Raw genomic sequence first — 13914 nt, 5'->3', positions numbered from 1 at the left:
GGGGCGGAAAGCTACTTGCCGAGCTTTCTACGCTGCACCCGAGTACGGCGAAGCAGCTTGCGGTGCTTCTTCTTCGACATACGCTTGCGCCGCTTCTTGATGACTGAGCCCATAAACCCTGGTGTCTCCGCTACTTAGCCGATGGTTGACCCGGTTACTTTACCCGGGCCGACCACCGAAACGGAAAACGCCAGCCTGCTCAACCCGCCCAGCCCGCTGTGGCGTGTGCCTAGCCGGCGTCGAAGTACGAGGACTCCAGCAGATCGTGGACCGCCTTGGCGTGGACCCGGAACGATCGGCCCACACGAACAGCAGGCAGTTCACCGTTGTGCACCAACCGGTACACCGTCATCTTCGAGACCCTCATCAAGTTCGCCACTTCGGCGACCGTCAGAAATTGAGCTCGAGGCTGACCGTCGCCAGCATCCCGCGCCGATGGCCCGTTCATAGACGTCATCGCAACCCAATCAATCAGGCACAGGCAGTTCCAGCGGCTTCCCCACCGCTGGCACCGACCCGCGCATACAAAGGGAGAATAGCGTGGCGGGTGGGGTTACTGCGACGGGTGTGGGCTAATCAGTTGGAATTAATCTAATTACTCAGATGTAATTCCGAGCTGCTCAGAGCGCGTTTTCGCGGCCTGAACGGCGTTGGAGACCGCGGCCCGCAGTCCCCCTCGCTCGAGTTCCCGCAGCCCAGCGGCCGTGGTCCCGGCCGGAGAGGTCACCATCGCCCGCAATTGGGCCGGTGTGGTGTCCAGCGCGGCGCCTCCGGCCGCGTTCACCTCGTCGAGGCGTTCCAGCAGCATCGCGGCCGAACCGGCCATCGTCTGGACCGCCAGATCGGTGGCCACCGCACGCGACAGACCCGATTCCACGCCCGCATCCACCAGGGCCTCGACCATCAGGAAGAAGTACGCGGGCCCCGAGCCGGAAACCGCCGTTACCGCGTCCAGCTGCGACTCGCTGACGGTGATGACGCCGCCGACCGCATCGAAGATCGCCGAGACCTCCTTGAGCTGGTCGGCAGTGGCGAACCGGCCCGGCGCAAGTGCGCTCACCCCGCCGCCGACCACGATCGGCGAGTTGGGCATGACGCGGATCACCGGCGACCCGGCCGGAAGCTTGTTCTCGTAGTACGACGTGGCCACACCCGCCGCGATGGAGACGAACACCTGCTCCGCGGTGTCGCTGTCGGCGCGTACCGCCGCATCGGCGATCTCGTCGATCACTTTCTCGACGTCGGCCGGTTTCACCGCGATGACCACATAGGTGGCGCTCTCGGCGGCAGCGGCGACCGAGGTCACCTGCACCGAGTACTTCTCCGACAGGAACTTGGCCCGGTCACCGAACTTCTCCGCGACCACCATGTCCTTGACTTGCCTGCCAGCCCGTAACAGCCCCGACAGCAGCGCCTCGCCCATGCTTCCGCCGCCGATTATCGCGATTCTCGACATGGGCGACAGCATTCCATGTCCGCCCGTCAGGGCCGCATCGACGCCTCCGGCGTCAGCTCGGCGCGGGGACCATCGCCAACTGCCGTGACTGCACGATGATCCGGCCCTCGCAGTCGACCACGATGTGGTCCTCGTCGAACCAGTCCTGACCGATCTGAACCGACGTGCACATCACCCGCAGCCAGCCGTCGGCCGGCAATGCCCGCAGATAGGCCGTCAGCTGGACCGTGGGCGCCCAACCGGTGCGTTCCACGGCAAATGTCACCGGAGCCGACACATCGCCGCACAGGAGCGCGAACAGGACGTCGGGAGCGACACCCTTGGGCCGCACCCAGTACTCAAACACGGGCGGCCCGCCGTCGGTACGCGGCCCCATCGTGTGCAGCGCCGGCCGGATGTCGCAGCCGTGCGCCAGATGCACGACATGCTCCATCGGATGCCCGGGCCCGATGGGCTCCAGCCCGGGTGGCGGTTCCGGCGTCATCAACGGGACCACCGGGTTGAACGACAGCAGGGGCGGCACGTGATGCTCGGGTTCGCCCAGGGTCACCGACACCGTGACCGCGACACGGTCCCCCTGCCGGAGTTCCACGTCCACCAGGCCGATCCGGCGGCCGCGTTTGCGCACCGTGGTGACCACCTGCATCGGACCGGGATCGGGCGCCCACAGGTAGTTGCCCGACACCGCCAGGGGCTGCGCGGAGGTCCCCAGCTCGGCGCGGGCGGCGTTGGCGCACAGCGCGAGCATCGCGCCGCCGTGCACCTTGGGCCCTATCGTCCAATGCTCGTTGAGCTCACCGTGATAGACACCGTCGCCGGCCGGCGTCAGTGCCATGGCATCGGTGAACAGGGTGGAGCCAGTCATGTGCGGTCCTCTGCGGGGGTCGGCGGGATCGGTTCAGCGCAACAGGTGCGTGCGGGCGAACTGCAACGACTCGGTCAACAGCTCCTCGCGCTCGGCGGCGGTCTTGGCCGCCGAGGTGGTGACCTCCAGGACGACGTGGCCGGAGAAATCGCTCGCCGCGAGCATCTGGCACACCTCGGCGGTGGGCTGGCTGCCGCGACCGGGAACCAGGTGTTCGTCGGTGGAGGCACCGTTGCCGTCGCACAGGTGCAGATGGACCAGGCCCTCGCCCATCCGCCGGGCCATGTCCAGGGCGTCGGTGCCCGCCGTCGCGGTGTGGCTCAGATCGAGTGTGTAGTGGGCGTGGTTGCCGTCCAACGGGTCGTAGGACGGTGCGAACGCCGAGATGCCGGGCCCGGGCCCGCCGCCGCGCTTGCGCATCCGCTCGATGGACGTGCCGCTCGCCCCGAAGAACCGGTCGGCCCGGAACGGGAACATGTTCTCCACCGCCACCAGGACCTCGCTGTCGGCCTCCAGCCCGGCGACCTGGTCGCTGAATCCCTCGGCGTAGCGACGCTGCCAACGGAACGGCGGATGCACGACGACGGTCTGCGCGCCCAGCTGTTCGGCGGCGCGCACGCTGCGTTCCAGCTTCGGGATCGGGTTGGCGCCCCACACCCGCTGCGAGATCAGCAGGCAGGGTGCGTGCACCGACAACACCGGCACGCCGTAGTGGGCGGACATCTTCGCCACGGTGTCGATGTCCTGGCTGACCGACTCCGCCCACACCATCAGCTCGACACCGTCGTAGCCGAGGCGGGCGGCGTACTCGAACGCGGCCTCTGTCCTCAGCGGGTAGACCGAGGCAGTGGACAGGCCGATCTTGATGGCAGGGCGCACAACCCAATTGTGTACTGAGGCTTCCCCGCTCCTCGCGTGCGTGGTGACCTAACTCGCTTGCAGCAGAGCCAACGGTCCGAAGGTGACCAGCGCTCCGACCGCCACCGCGGTCAGTGTGCTGCCGATGTCCTCCGTCTTGCGGACCACGCGCACGCCACCGGCCAGACCGAGGATCACCAGCACGCCGAGCACCAGCGCGACGATGGTGTTCCACTTCCACAGCTGATCGAAGGCGATGAACAGACCGGCGCCGAAGCCCACCGCGATCACGCACTGGCCGACGATCCACAACGCGCGGACCAGCGGGGAGCTGGGCTGCTGTTCCTCGTCGAATTCGTCGTCCTCGTCGAAGGCGTCGCCCTCACGGGTGTCCTCGGACAGGTCTTCGTCGAGCTCGCCGAGATCGTCGACACCGCCGCGGCCACGGGGGCGACGGGCCATGTCGTCGGCGACGGACTCGCCGCCGAACAGCGGGCCGAGCGAGGCGTAGGAACCGTCCCCGTACTCGTCGTCGTAGTCGTCGTACGCGGTGTCGTCGGTGTCCGCGCCATGGATGTCCTGGACCTCGTGGACGTCGGCCTCGACCGCGTCGGCGGACTCCGCCGCGGCGCCGTCATCGAGGTCATAGAGGGGGTCAGGGCTCATCCGCTCGGCGCCGGTTCCCGAAGGCTGGTAATCGCGCGCCGGGCGCTTGTACGGCCCGCGGCGCGGGCGCGGCCGGAATTCGACGGGTTCGGGATCGGCATCGCGCGCAGCCAGGTGCGCGTCGTAGTCGTCCTCGGCGTCGGTGCGCACGTCCTCGGGTTCGGCCGGCCGGGGGGCAGGCTTGACCCGTGGGGGCCGTGGGCCGCCGTTGCGGGCCCCGTTGCGGACCCGGGACTCGTCGCGCGGTTGCGGTTGCTCTCGCGGCTCACGGGGTTCGCGCGGCTCGTCCACGATGGGGGCCACGACGGCGGTGTCGACCAGCGGGTCGGGGGCGGGAACCGGTTCGTCGAGCGGTTCGAGCTCGATGTCGTCGGTGATGATCGGGATCTCGCCGGTGAGTTCGGCGACGGTCACCGCATCGCTGTTACCGCGACGACGCCGGCGGCGACCGCCGACCGGGGGTGCCCCGATGGTCCCGTTCTTTGCCAGCAACTCCGCTACCGAGATCGGTCGGGTGCCGGGTGGGGTGTTCTCTGGTCCTGTCATACCTATGTTGCCTTTGGGGCTAGCTTTTCCTTAACGTCCGGCATCCCGCGCCGACGTCTCTACCAAGGCTGTGCCGTCGGCCTCGCTGTCGAGCTTCCGCAGAATCAACCCCTCCCGCAACGCCCAGGGGCAAATGTCGACGGAATCGATCTCCAGTGCTCGCATACTAGCTTCAGCTACCAAAGCACCGGCCACGATCTGTGGTGCCCGCTCGGCACTCACCCCTTCCAGTTCGGCACGGTCAGCCGCTGTCATCCTAGAGATGAAAGCTATGAGCTGTCTTAATCCGGCAGCGGTGAGGGTCCGCTTGACCCGTGGGCCTGCCCCTGAGGGGGCCGCCCCGGTGAGTCGGGCCAGGGACCGGAAGGTCTTCGACGTCGCCACCGCCAGGTCCGGGTTCCCGGATCGGCGCATGGTCGCACCGGCATCGGCGAGCTCGGTGGCAAGCCAGTCCCGCAGCATCGCGACCCGGCGCCGCCCAGGTGGGTCTTCGGCCAGCCATTCCCTGGTCAGCCGGCCGGCACCCAGTGGCAGCGAGAGCGCCACCTCGGGCTCCTCGTCGACCCCGCTGGACAGTTCCAGCGAGCCGCCGCCGATGTCGATGTTGATGATGCGGCCCGCACTCCAGCCGTACCAGCGGCGCACCGCCAGGAAGGTCAGCCGGGATTCGTCGACGCCGCTGAGCACACCGAGGGACACCCCGGTCTCGGCCCGCACCCTGGCCAGCACTTCCTCGGAGTTGGTGGCATCGCGCACCGCCGAGGTGGCAAACGCCATCAATTCGGCACATCCCGAGCTGGTGGCGATCTTGGCGAACTCGTCGACGGTGGCCACCAGGCTGTCGGCACCCTTTCGGGTCAGCTTGCCCGAGTTGTCGATAGCCTCCGCGAGCCGCAGGGCCGCCTTGGTGGAGCTCATCGGGGTCGGGTGTCCGCCACGGCGCGCATCCACCACGAGGAGATGAACCGTGTTACTACCGACATCGAGCACGCCTAACCGCACTGCACCAACCTAACCGCAGTCGAGAGGCGCTTCGTGGCCGGACCTCCCGGAACCCGCGCGATGCGCGCGCCCGGGTTGTGCGGTATCCCACCGCGCGTCACAGCCCGGTTGGGAAATGCGTTCAGGCATATGGGAGTACCGTTTGCGCCGTGACAGAGGTGCATCCCGGCGAAGTCGAACTGGACTTTGCCCGCGAATGGGTGGAGTTCTATGACCCGGAGGACGCGACACATCTGATCGCGGCCGATATGACGTGGTTGTTGTCCCGCTGGACGTGTGTGTTCGGCACACCGGCCTGCAAGGGCACCGTCGAGGGCCGCCCGGACGACGGCTGCTGCTCGCATGGCGCGTTCCTTTCTGATGACGACGACCGGGCCCGGCTCGACGACGCGGTCAAACAGCTGACCGACGAGGACTGGCAGTTCCGGGACAAGGGCCTCGGCCGCAAGGGCTACCTGGAAGACGACGAGTACGACGGCAAGCCCAACCTCCGCACCCGTAAATACAAAGGGGCGTGCATCTTTCTGAATCGGCCGGGTTTCTCCGGCGGAATCGGGTGCGCGCTGCACAGCAAGGCCCTCAAACTCGGTGTCGAGCCGCTGACCATGAAGCCCGACGTGTGCTGGCAGCTGCCGATCCGGCGGAGCCAGGAATGGATCACCCGGCCCGACGACACCCAGGTCCTGCGGACCGTCATCACCGAATACGACCGGCGCGGCTGGGGCGAGGGTGGTGCGGACCTGCACTGGTACTGCACCGGCGATCCCAACGCCCATGTCGGCGCCCGCCCGGTGTTCGAGTCCTACGCCCCCGAACTCACCGAGGTGCTCGGCGAGAAGGCCTACGCCGAGCTGGCCGCGATGTGCCGTCGGCGCAGCGGCCTCGGGCTGGTCGCCGTGCATCCGGCGACCCGCGTCGCCGAGCATCGAGCGACCCCGGCCTCCAACGGGGTTCAGCCCTCCAGCTTGTAACCGAGGCCGCGCACGGTGACCAGGTGCACCGGGTTGGCCGGGTCAGCCTCGATCTTGGAGCGCAGCCGCTTGACATGCACGTCAAGGGTTTTGGTGTCGCCCACGTAGTCGGCGCCCCACACCCGGTCGATGAGCTGGCCCCGGGTGAGTACCCGACCGCTGTTGCGCATCAGGTACTCCAGGAGGTCGAACTCCTTGAGCGGCAACGTGATCTGCTCCCCGTTGACGCTCACGACGTGCCGCTCGACGTCCATCCGCACCGGGCCCGCCTCGAGCACGCCGTCGCCGATCGCGCTGTCGTCGGTGTCCGCGCCGCGGCGCAGCACCGCCCGGATCCGCGCGATCAGCTCGCGGGCCGAATACGGTTTGGTGACATAGTCATCGGCGCCCAACTCAAGGCCGACAACCTTGTCGATCTCGCTGTCGCGTGCGGTGACCATGATCACCGGCACGCTGGAGCGGGCACGCAGTTGCTTACAGACATCGGTACCGCTCATCCCCGGCAGCATCAGGTCCAGCAGGACGATATCGGCGCCGGAGCGCTCGAACTCGGCCAGTGCGGAGGGACCATCGGCCACCACGGTGGCCTCGAAGCCTTCCTTGCGAAGCAGGAATGCCAGGGGATCGGCCAGCGACTCCTCGTCCTCAACGATCAACACGCTGGTCATCGGTCTCGCTAATCCTCTCGGTCGTCTGAGTCACCTGTCGACTCATCGGTTTCGGGATAGGCCGGGATCGACAACGTGAATGTCGACCCGGTGCCCGGCTGACTCCACAGCCGGATGGTTCCGTTGTGGTTGGCGGCCACATGTTTGACGATCGCCAGGCCCAGTCCGGTGCCCCCGGTGGCGCGGGAACGGGCCTTGTCGACCCGGAAGAACCGCTCGAAGACCCGTTCCTGATCGGCCTTGGCGATTCCGATACCGCGGTCGGTGACCGCGATCTCGACACTGCCGCCCCGCCGGCGCCGGCTGATTGATATGCCGGATCCGTTGGGCGAGTAGGCAATTGCATTGGACACCAGATTGGCGATCGCCGTCACGAGCAGGGTCTGGTCCCCCAGCACCCGGTACCCGGTCGGCGCGTCGGTGGTGATCGCGATGTCGGCCTTGTCGGCGGCCACCTTGTGCCGCGACAGCGCTTCGGACACCACGGTGTCGACGTCGACGGCGCCCAGGTCGGGCAGCCGCTCGGCACCCTGCAGCCTGGACAGCTCGATCAGCTCGCCGACCATGTCGGCCAGCCGTAGCGATTCGGCCACCATCTTGTCCGAGAAGCGGCGCACCATGTCGGGATCATCGGCAGAGGCCTGCAGCGCTTCGGCCAGCACCCGCATGGCACCGACCGGGGTCTTGAGCTCATGGCTGACATTGGCGACGAAATCACGCCGGGTCGCTTCCATCCTGGCGTGCTCGGACTGGTCGTCGGCATAGACGACGGCGAAACGGCGGTCTTCGGCGGACAGCAGCCGCACCCAGCCGCGCACCGAGATACCCGACCGTCCGGGGTGCGGGAGCTTGCGCGGCGACAGGTCGACATCGATGGCCTGGCCGGTGGCGAACACCTGCTCAGCTGCCCGCCAGGCCCGGTCGTCGAGGAGCCGGTCACGCACCACGCCGAGTTCGGAGGCCCGGTCGTTGGCGTAGACCACGTCGTTGAACGTGTCGACGACGACGATGCCGTTGGGCGATGCGGACACGATGTGCTGCAGCATCTGCGAGACCGTCAGGCCGGCCTGATCAGCCTCGCGACGCCGCCGCTTGGCCACGATGCGGGGTGCGACTACCGATGCCACACCCGCACCGACGATCAGCGCGAGCAACGACACGACCGTCGTCAGCAGTAACGCCGACACCAAGCTCACGCGAAAATCGTACGCATCCGGTGAACGTCATCCCAGCAGCGTGCGGCCAAAACGGGACAAGTCACACCGACAAACACAGGAGTTCGGCTGTCGTTAACCCCCGGTAACCTGCTGTTTGCCCGCAGGCCTGCGTGTCCAGCGAACTATTTCTTGGCGCCCTGCGCGGCGACCGCGGCGGCCCCGGCGGCGGCGGCCTCGGGGTCCAGGTACTCACCGCCCGCGACCAGCGGCTTGAGGTTGTCGTCGAGCTCGTAGCGCAGCGGGATGCCGGTCGGGATGTTCAGGCCGACGACGTCCTCGTCGGACATTCCGTCGAGGTACTTGACCAGCGCACGCAGCGAATTTCCGTGGGCGGCGATCAGCACGGTCTTGCCGGCTTTCAGGTCGGGCACGATCGTGTCCTCGTAGTACGGCACGAACCGTGTCACCACGTCCTTGAGGCATTCGGTCAGCGGGCCGCCACCGATGTCCGCGTAGCGCGGGTCGGCGTCCTGGCTGAACTCGCTGCCCTTCTCGATCGGCGGCGGCGGCGTGTCGTAGCTGCGCCGCCACGCCATGAACTGCTCTTCGCCGTACTTCTCCTTGGTGGCGGCCTTGTCCAGGCCCTGCAGGGCGCCGTAGTGCCGCTCGTTGAGGCGCCAGTCGCGGTGGACCGGGATCCAGTGCCGGTCGGCGGCATCCAGGGCGAGGTTCGCGGTCGTGATCGCGCGGCGCAGCAGCGACGTGTAGACCACGTCGGGCAGCACGTCATTCTCGACGAGCAGCTTGCCACCGCGGATGGCCTCGGTACGGCCCTTCTCGGTGAGGTCGACGTCGACCCATCCGGTGAACAGATTCTTCTGGTTCCAGTCGCTCTCACCGTGGCGGAGCAGGATCAGCGTCGGCATGACAGCGATCTTCTCACGACTGCTCAGTCGTCGATGAGGTGCTCAAACGCTTCGAGGTTCTTCAGCGACTCACCGCGTGACACCCGCCACTCCCACTCCTTCTGGATGGACGTGCGGAAGCCCAGCTCCAGCAAGGTGTTGAAGTCGGAGTCGACGGCCTCGAGCACCTGGCCGAGTACCCGGTCGATCTCCTCGGCGGTGACCGAGTGCAGGGCCATCCGGCCGACGAGATAGATGTCGCCGACGTTGTCGAGGGTGTAGGCGACCCCGTAGAGCCTGCGGTTGCGCTTGAGCAGGAACCGGTAGACGCCTTCGAAGTTCTCGTCGGGCTTGCGGCACACGAACGCCTCGACCCGTACCGAGTGCTCGCCGATGCTCAGGATGGTGTTGGTCTTGAGCTTCCGTTCCCCGGGCAGCTCGACGATGATGCCGGGCAGGCCGCCGTGTGCGCCCTCGTGCCGGTGGTAGACCAGCTCGTGCTCGTCGAGGGCCCCGGTGATGATCTGTTCGACGCTGGTGCCCATGGTTACGCCCGCACCCCCCGACGCAGCGCGAACCGCCGCCCGGGACGACGGCCCGGCCTGCGGTGCCGGGACCGGTAGTCGCTCATCGCATGGGCGTAGCTGTTCAGCAGGGCATCGACGGTGTGGCCCCAGGAGAACTGCGCGGCGTGGGCCGCGGCGGCCACGCTCAGCGGGCCCGGATCGCGCTGCAGCACGCCGTCGATCGCGGCGGCCCAGTCGTCGACGTCGTGGCCGTCGACGAGGGCTCCGCTGACACCGTCGGCCACCGCTACCGGCAGACCGCCGACGGCGGCCGCCACCACCGGGGTGCCACAGGCCTGGGCCTCAATGGCGACCAGGCCGAAGGATTCGGAGTAACTGGGCACCGCGACCAGATCGGCGGCGCGGTACACGTTGACCAGCTCTTCACGGGACTGCGGGGGCAGGAACGTCACGCGGTCGGTGATACCCAGCTCGTCGGCCAGGCGAATCAGGGTGTCGGGCTCGGCCAGCCCGCTGCCGGAAGGTCCGCCGGCGACCAGCACCCGGACCCCGGGCAGCTTCGCGGCCGCGCGCAACAACACGTCGGGCGCCTTCAGCGGCTGGATCCGGCCCACGAACGCGACCACCTGCTCGTCGGGCGCGATCCCGAGGATCGCCCGGGCGGCGTCACGGTCTCCCGGGGTGAAGGCATCCAGGTCGACCCCCGGGTGCACCACATCGATCCGTCCCGGATCGGCATGATGCAGTGAAACCAGTTGCTGTGCTTCATGTTCGGTGTTGACGATCAGGCGGTCGGCCTCGTCGACCACCTGCTGCTCCCCCACCGCACGCAACGGCGGCTCGGGTGAATCACCGGCGGCCAGTGCGGCGTTCTTCACCGCGGCCAGGGTGTGCGCGGTGTGCACCAGCGGCACAGCCCAGCGGTCCCGGGCCAGCCAGCCGACCTGGCCCGACAGCCAGTAGTGGGAGTGAACGACGTCGTAATAGCCGGGCTCGTGGGTCGCCTCGGCGCGCAACACCCCCGCGGTGAACGCACACAGCTGGGTGGGCAGGTCGTACTTGTCCAGGCCCTCGAACGGCCCGGCCACCACGTTGCGCACCAGCACGCCCGGCGCCACCGGCACCACAGGGGCGTCCGACGACGAGGTCGCCCTGGTGAAGACCTCCACCTCGACACCGCGTTTGGCCAGCTGTAATGCCGTCTGCAGCACGTAGACATTCATCCCGCCGGCGTCACCGGTGCCCGGCTGCGCCAGCGGCGAGGTATGTACGGATAACACCGCAACGCGGCGGGGAATCTCGAGGTCCGTGGCTAGACGCACACAGACATGTCTACACCGCGGCGGATCGGCGGGTTTGAGCGCGCCGCATCGCACCGATCGGATCGGCGTACAGGCCGCCCAGCGAAACGATGCCCGCACTGGCCTCCTGCACCCGGTTTCCGAAGGCCGTCAGCCGGATATCGCGGGGACCCAGCACCGAGCGCCGCGTGACGGCGTCCTCCACGACGGACATGCCCTCGGGGTATTCGGTGAAGGCCTGGCCGCCGAGCACCAGATCGTCGGGGTTGAGCAGATCGCGCAGGAGCGCGACGGCCTCGCCGAGCACCCGGGCCCGGTCAGCCAGCAGCTCGACCGCCTTCTCGTTGCCCTGCCGGGCCGCGCGCAGCACCGCCGACAGGGTCGAGGACGGGCCTTCGGCCGGGATGATCCGCAGCTTGCGGGCCGCGTTGAGCACCGCTTCGTCGCTCACGGTGGACTCCAATTGCCCTGAGCCGCCGAGCAATTCCGACTGCGCGGGCAGACCGGCGATGGTGCCGGGCCCACTGGCCGGTGAGTGCACCCGGCCGTCGATGGACAGCGCGTAGCCGACGGTCTCGCGGGCGTAGACGTAGAGGCTGGTGCGGGCCTGGGCGCCCACGGTTTCGGGTGAGGAACGCCGTCCACCCAGCAGCAGCTCGGCACCGGCCATCGCGTCCACGTGCGAGGCCACCGACACCGGCAGCGCCAGGGCTTCGGCGAGCACCGGGCCCACCGGGGCGTCGGCCCAACCGAGCCGGGGGTGGTCGAGATATCCGGTGGCACTGTCGACGACGCCACCGGCGGCGATGCCGACCCACAGCGGGCGGCGGCGGTGCCAGCGGCTCAGGTAACGACGAGCGCTGGAGGCCAGCGTGGCCAGCGCGGCGGACTGCGATCCCGTCGGGGTCGGCGTCTCGACCACGTCCAGGGTGCGGCCGAACAGGTCGGTGGCCACGATGCTGGTGGTACGCGCACCGATGTGGATGCCGAGCGTGAGGTAGGGCTCGTGGTTGACCTCGACGGGAACACGGGGCCGGCCGATGGCTCCCGAAACCGCGAGATCGGCACGCTCACGCAGGATTCCGGCTTCGAGCAGCGCGGTGACCTGACGGTTGACGGTCGCGATGCTCAGCTGGGTGAGCTGCGCGATGGCGTCGCGGGCGATGGGGCCGCGGGTGCGGATCGCGCTGAACACCGAGGCCGCGGCGGCGTCGGGCACCTTCAGCGACGGGGCGACGATGTGCAGGAGCCGCGACTGCGGGTAACGCGAAGCGGCCAGCGGCCGGGCAGTGCGCGCGGAAGCTCCGGCGGAGTTACGAGCGGCGGTCCGACGGGGGGCGGCAATGGCGGTGGTCACGTGAATGGTCCTTACTGGTTGTCGGCGGGTGGGGGCGAAACCACACCTGGCGACTCAGCAGGACGGGAAAACGGTGTCCGGGTTCAGTCAGGCGCGGCGGGGTGCGCAACAACAACACGCACGCCGCACGAAGCGGGACTGGAGCTTTCCGGACACACGAAGAACTTAGCACGCCATCTAATGTTGGTCAGGTGACGACATCACAGTCAGAAAAAAGGGTGGCAGTGGTTACCGGCGCCAGCGCCGGGATCGGTGCCGCGACCGCTGAATCTCTTGCTGCACAAGGCTTTCACGTCGTCTGCGTGGCCCGCCGAAAGGATCGGATCAAGGCCCTGGCCGAGCGGATCGGCGGCACCGCGATTGTGGCGGACGTCACTGACCAGGCCGCGGTCGACGCCATGGCGGCCCAGCTGGACCGGGTGGACGTGCTGGTGAACAACGCCGGCGGGGCCCGTGGGCTGGAACCCGTCCTGGACGCTGACCTGGACCATTGGCGCTGGATGTGGGAAACCAACGTGCTGGGCACCCTACGGGTCTCCCGGGCGCTGCTGCCCAAGCTCATCGCCTCCGGCGACGGCCTGATCGTCACGGTCACCTCGATCGCGGCGTTCGAGACCTATGACGGCGGCTCGGGATACACAGCGGCCAAACACGGCCAGGGTGCGTTGCACCGCACGCTGCGCGGTGAGTTGCTCGGAAAACCGGTGCGGCTCACCGAGATTGCACCGGGTGCGGTGGAGACCGATTTCTCGCTGATGCGCTTCGACGGCGATCAGGAACGCGCCGACAACGTGTACCGGGGCATCACCCCGCTGGTGGCCGAAGATGTCGCCGAGGTGATCGGGTTCGTCGCGTCGCGGCCCTCACACGTGAACCTCGACCAGATCGTGATCCGGCCGCGCGACCAGGCGCCGCACGGCCGCTTCAACCGGAAGTAGCCGCCAGATCAACGCAGTGGTCGTTCCGCCATACAGCCGACGACCATTGCGTTGCTCTCAACGCAGAGTCCTAGCCCCCGGGGGTGGGCTTGGGCGGCGTGGTGGTCGTCGGCGTGCCGGACAGCGTCGGCGCGTCCGTCGGCGTCGCCGGAGCCGTGGCAGGCAGGTTCGCCGGCGAATCCTCCGTGGACAGCGCCGACATGGACTTCCACTCGCTCCAGTCCACCGCCCAGTCCCAGAGGTCGCCGTCGGCGTAGGACAGGTCGATGCGGGTGCCGGTCACCTCGACCGGGTCGCCATAGATCGCGCTGTTGAAGTACTGCTGCGAATTCTCCAGGTTCAGGTTGATGCAGCCGTTGGTGACATTCGTGTTGCCCTGCGAACCGATGCTATTCGGGTTGCAGTGGATGAACTCGCCGTTGTTGGAGATCCGCACCGCGAAGCGTTCGTGCACGTTGGAGTATCCGGCGGCCGGGTTGGTCATCCAGAAGTCCTCGTACTTCTCGGTGACCACGTGGACGCCGCTGCGCGTGACGTTGCGGTCCAGGTCGCCTTCGCCGTAGCTGCACGGGAAGTCCATGATCACCGCGCCGGAGGCGTCGAGCACCTGGATGCGGTGGCTGGACGCCTCGGCCTTGACCACCTGGCGCCGCCCGATCTCGAAGTCGAGCGTGGAGTCGGCCGCGCCGTAGGCGCC

16 protein-coding genes are annotated in these 13914 nt (G+C 68.1%); 2 read left to right on the top strand and 14 right to left on the bottom strand.

The window, feature by feature from the left end:
• Positions 1 to 11: 11 nt before the first annotated feature.
• The 7 genes from TX88_RS33190 to TX88_RS07060 all read right to left on the bottom strand — a co-directional run bounded on the left by TX88_RS33190 (position 12) and on the right by TX88_RS07060 (position 5393).
• Positions 12 to 113 carry a 30S ribosomal protein bS22 gene (locus tag TX88_RS33190; protein WP_003402602.1) on the bottom strand — a complete coding sequence of 34 codons (102 nt, stop codon included), beginning with the start codon at positions 111 to 113 and terminating at the stop codon, positions 12 to 14.
• Positions 114 to 229: 116 nt separating this feature from the next.
• Positions 230 to 457 (bottom strand): cell division/environmental response transcriptional regulator, encoded by a 228-nt coding sequence (locus TX88_RS07085; RefSeq protein WP_029110679.1) that lies wholly within the window; start codon positions 455 to 457, stop codon positions 230 to 232.
• Positions 458 to 595: 138 nt separating this feature from the next.
• Positions 596 to 1456, bottom strand: coding sequence for a pyrroline-5-carboxylate reductase (gene proC, locus TX88_RS07080; protein WP_110918026.1), 861 nt, complete (start codon positions 1454 to 1456; stop codon positions 596 to 598).
• Between the two features lie 52 nt (positions 1457 to 1508).
• Positions 1509 to 2321: a thioesterase family protein gene (locus tag TX88_RS07075; protein WP_044515676.1), complete on the bottom strand. Its 813-nt coding sequence runs from the start codon at positions 2319 to 2321 to the stop codon at positions 1509 to 1511.
• 33 nt (positions 2322 to 2354) lie between these two features.
• Positions 2355 to 3200: a sugar phosphate isomerase/epimerase family protein gene (locus TX88_RS07070; protein WP_044515675.1), complete on the bottom strand. Its 846-nt coding sequence runs from the start codon at positions 3198 to 3200 to the stop codon at positions 2355 to 2357.
• A 48-nt stretch (positions 3201 to 3248) separates the two neighbouring features.
• A complete protein-coding gene (locus TX88_RS07065) occupies positions 3249 to 4391 on the bottom strand; it encodes an Rv0497 family membrane protein (protein ID WP_044515674.1) in 1143 nt (380 codons plus the stop codon).
• Between the two features lie 30 nt (positions 4392 to 4421).
• Complete coding sequence (locus TX88_RS07060; RefSeq protein WP_038565358.1) at positions 4422 to 5393, bottom strand: Ppx/GppA family phosphatase; 972 nt, start codon at positions 5391 to 5393, stop codon at positions 4422 to 4424.
• A gap of 149 nt (positions 5394 to 5542) precedes the next feature.
• Here TX88_RS07060 and TX88_RS07055 point away from each other — a divergent pair, with 149 nt between their 5' ends.
• On the top strand, positions 5543 to 6364 hold the full coding sequence (locus TX88_RS07055) for a DUF3109 family protein (RefSeq protein ID WP_044515669.1): 822 nt from the start codon (positions 5543 to 5545) through the stop codon (positions 6362 to 6364).
• Here TX88_RS07055 and regX read toward each other — a convergent pair.
• From regX to TX88_RS07025, 6 genes are all read right to left on the bottom strand, one after another.
• The gene (gene regX / locus TX88_RS07050; RefSeq protein WP_044515668.1) at positions 6346 to 7032 is read right to left on the bottom strand and encodes a two-component sensory transduction protein RegX; all 687 of its coding nucleotides are present in this window, start codon (positions 7030 to 7032) and stop codon (positions 6346 to 6348) included. The genes TX88_RS07055 and regX overlap by 19 nt on opposite strands.
• A gap of 8 nt (positions 7033 to 7040) precedes the next feature.
• The gene (locus TX88_RS07045) at positions 7041 to 8228 is read right to left on the bottom strand and encodes a sensor histidine kinase (RefSeq protein ID WP_044515666.1); all 1188 of its coding nucleotides are present in this window, start codon (positions 8226 to 8228) and stop codon (positions 7041 to 7043) included.
• 143 nt (positions 8229 to 8371) lie between these two features.
• A complete protein-coding gene (locus TX88_RS07040) occupies positions 8372 to 9115 on the bottom strand; it encodes a phosphoglyceromutase (protein ID WP_044515665.1) in 744 nt (247 codons plus the stop codon).
• 23 nt (positions 9116 to 9138) lie between these two features.
• Positions 9139 to 9639 carry a type III secretion system chaperone family protein gene (locus TX88_RS07035; RefSeq protein ID WP_044515663.1) on the bottom strand — a complete coding sequence of 167 codons (501 nt, stop codon included), beginning with the start codon at positions 9637 to 9639 and terminating at the stop codon, positions 9139 to 9141.
• A 2-nt stretch (positions 9640 to 9641) separates the two neighbouring features.
• Complete coding sequence (gene mshA / locus TX88_RS07030; RefSeq protein WP_044515661.1) at positions 9642 to 10943, bottom strand: D-inositol-3-phosphate glycosyltransferase; 1302 nt, start codon at positions 10941 to 10943, stop codon at positions 9642 to 9644.
• A 10-nt stretch (positions 10944 to 10953) separates the two neighbouring features.
• On the bottom strand, positions 10954 to 12279 hold the full coding sequence (locus TX88_RS07025) for an ROK family protein (protein ID WP_044515660.1): 1326 nt from the start codon (positions 12277 to 12279) through the stop codon (positions 10954 to 10956).
• A gap of 191 nt (positions 12280 to 12470) precedes the next feature.
• On the opposite strand from TX88_RS07025, the gene TX88_RS07020 reads away from it, so the two are divergent.
• A complete protein-coding gene (locus TX88_RS07020) occupies positions 12471 to 13217 on the top strand; it encodes an SDR family oxidoreductase (protein ID WP_044515658.1) in 747 nt (248 codons plus the stop codon).
• Between the two features lie 70 nt (positions 13218 to 13287).
• Here TX88_RS07020 and TX88_RS33185 read toward each other — a convergent pair.
• The coding region (locus TX88_RS33185; RefSeq protein WP_044515656.1) for a L,D-transpeptidase at positions 13288 to 13914 on the bottom strand (627 nt) is incomplete at its 5' end.

Source organism: Mycolicibacterium septicum DSM 44393 (genome assembly GCF_000455325.1).
In the GTDB taxonomy this organism is placed as follows: domain Bacteria; phylum Actinomycetota; class Actinomycetes; order Mycobacteriales; family Mycobacteriaceae; genus Mycobacterium; species Mycobacterium septicum.
This window is presented reverse-complemented; position numbering and strand designations above follow the sequence as displayed.

Coding starts and splice junctions, on each gene's coding strand:
- TX88_RS07085 (WP_029110679.1), bottom strand. CDS start 457: ATGACGTCTATGAACGGGCCATCGGCGCGGGATGCTGGCGACGGTCAG.
- TX88_RS07040 (WP_044515665.1), bottom strand. CDS start 9,115: ATGCCGACGCTGATCCTGCTCCGCCACGGTGAGAGCGACTGGAACCAG.
- TX88_RS07035 (WP_044515663.1), bottom strand. CDS start 9,639: ATGGGCACCAGCGTCGAACAGATCATCACCGGGGCCCTCGACGAGCAC.
- TX88_RS33190 (WP_003402602.1), bottom strand. CDS start 113: ATGGGCTCAGTCATCAAGAAGCGGCGCAAGCGTATGTCGAAGAAGAAG.
- regX (WP_044515668.1), bottom strand. CDS start 7,032: ATGACCAGCGTGTTGATCGTTGAGGACGAGGAGTCGCTGGCCGATCCC.
- proC (WP_110918026.1), bottom strand. CDS start 1,456: ATGTCGAGAATCGCGATAATCGGCGGCGGAAGCATGGGCGAGGCGCTG.
- TX88_RS07075 (WP_044515676.1), bottom strand. CDS start 2,321: ATGACTGGCTCCACCCTGTTCACCGATGCCATGGCACTGACGCCGGCC.
- TX88_RS07065 (WP_044515674.1), bottom strand. CDS start 4,391: ATGACAGGACCAGAGAACACCCCACCCGGCACCCGACCGATCTCGGTA.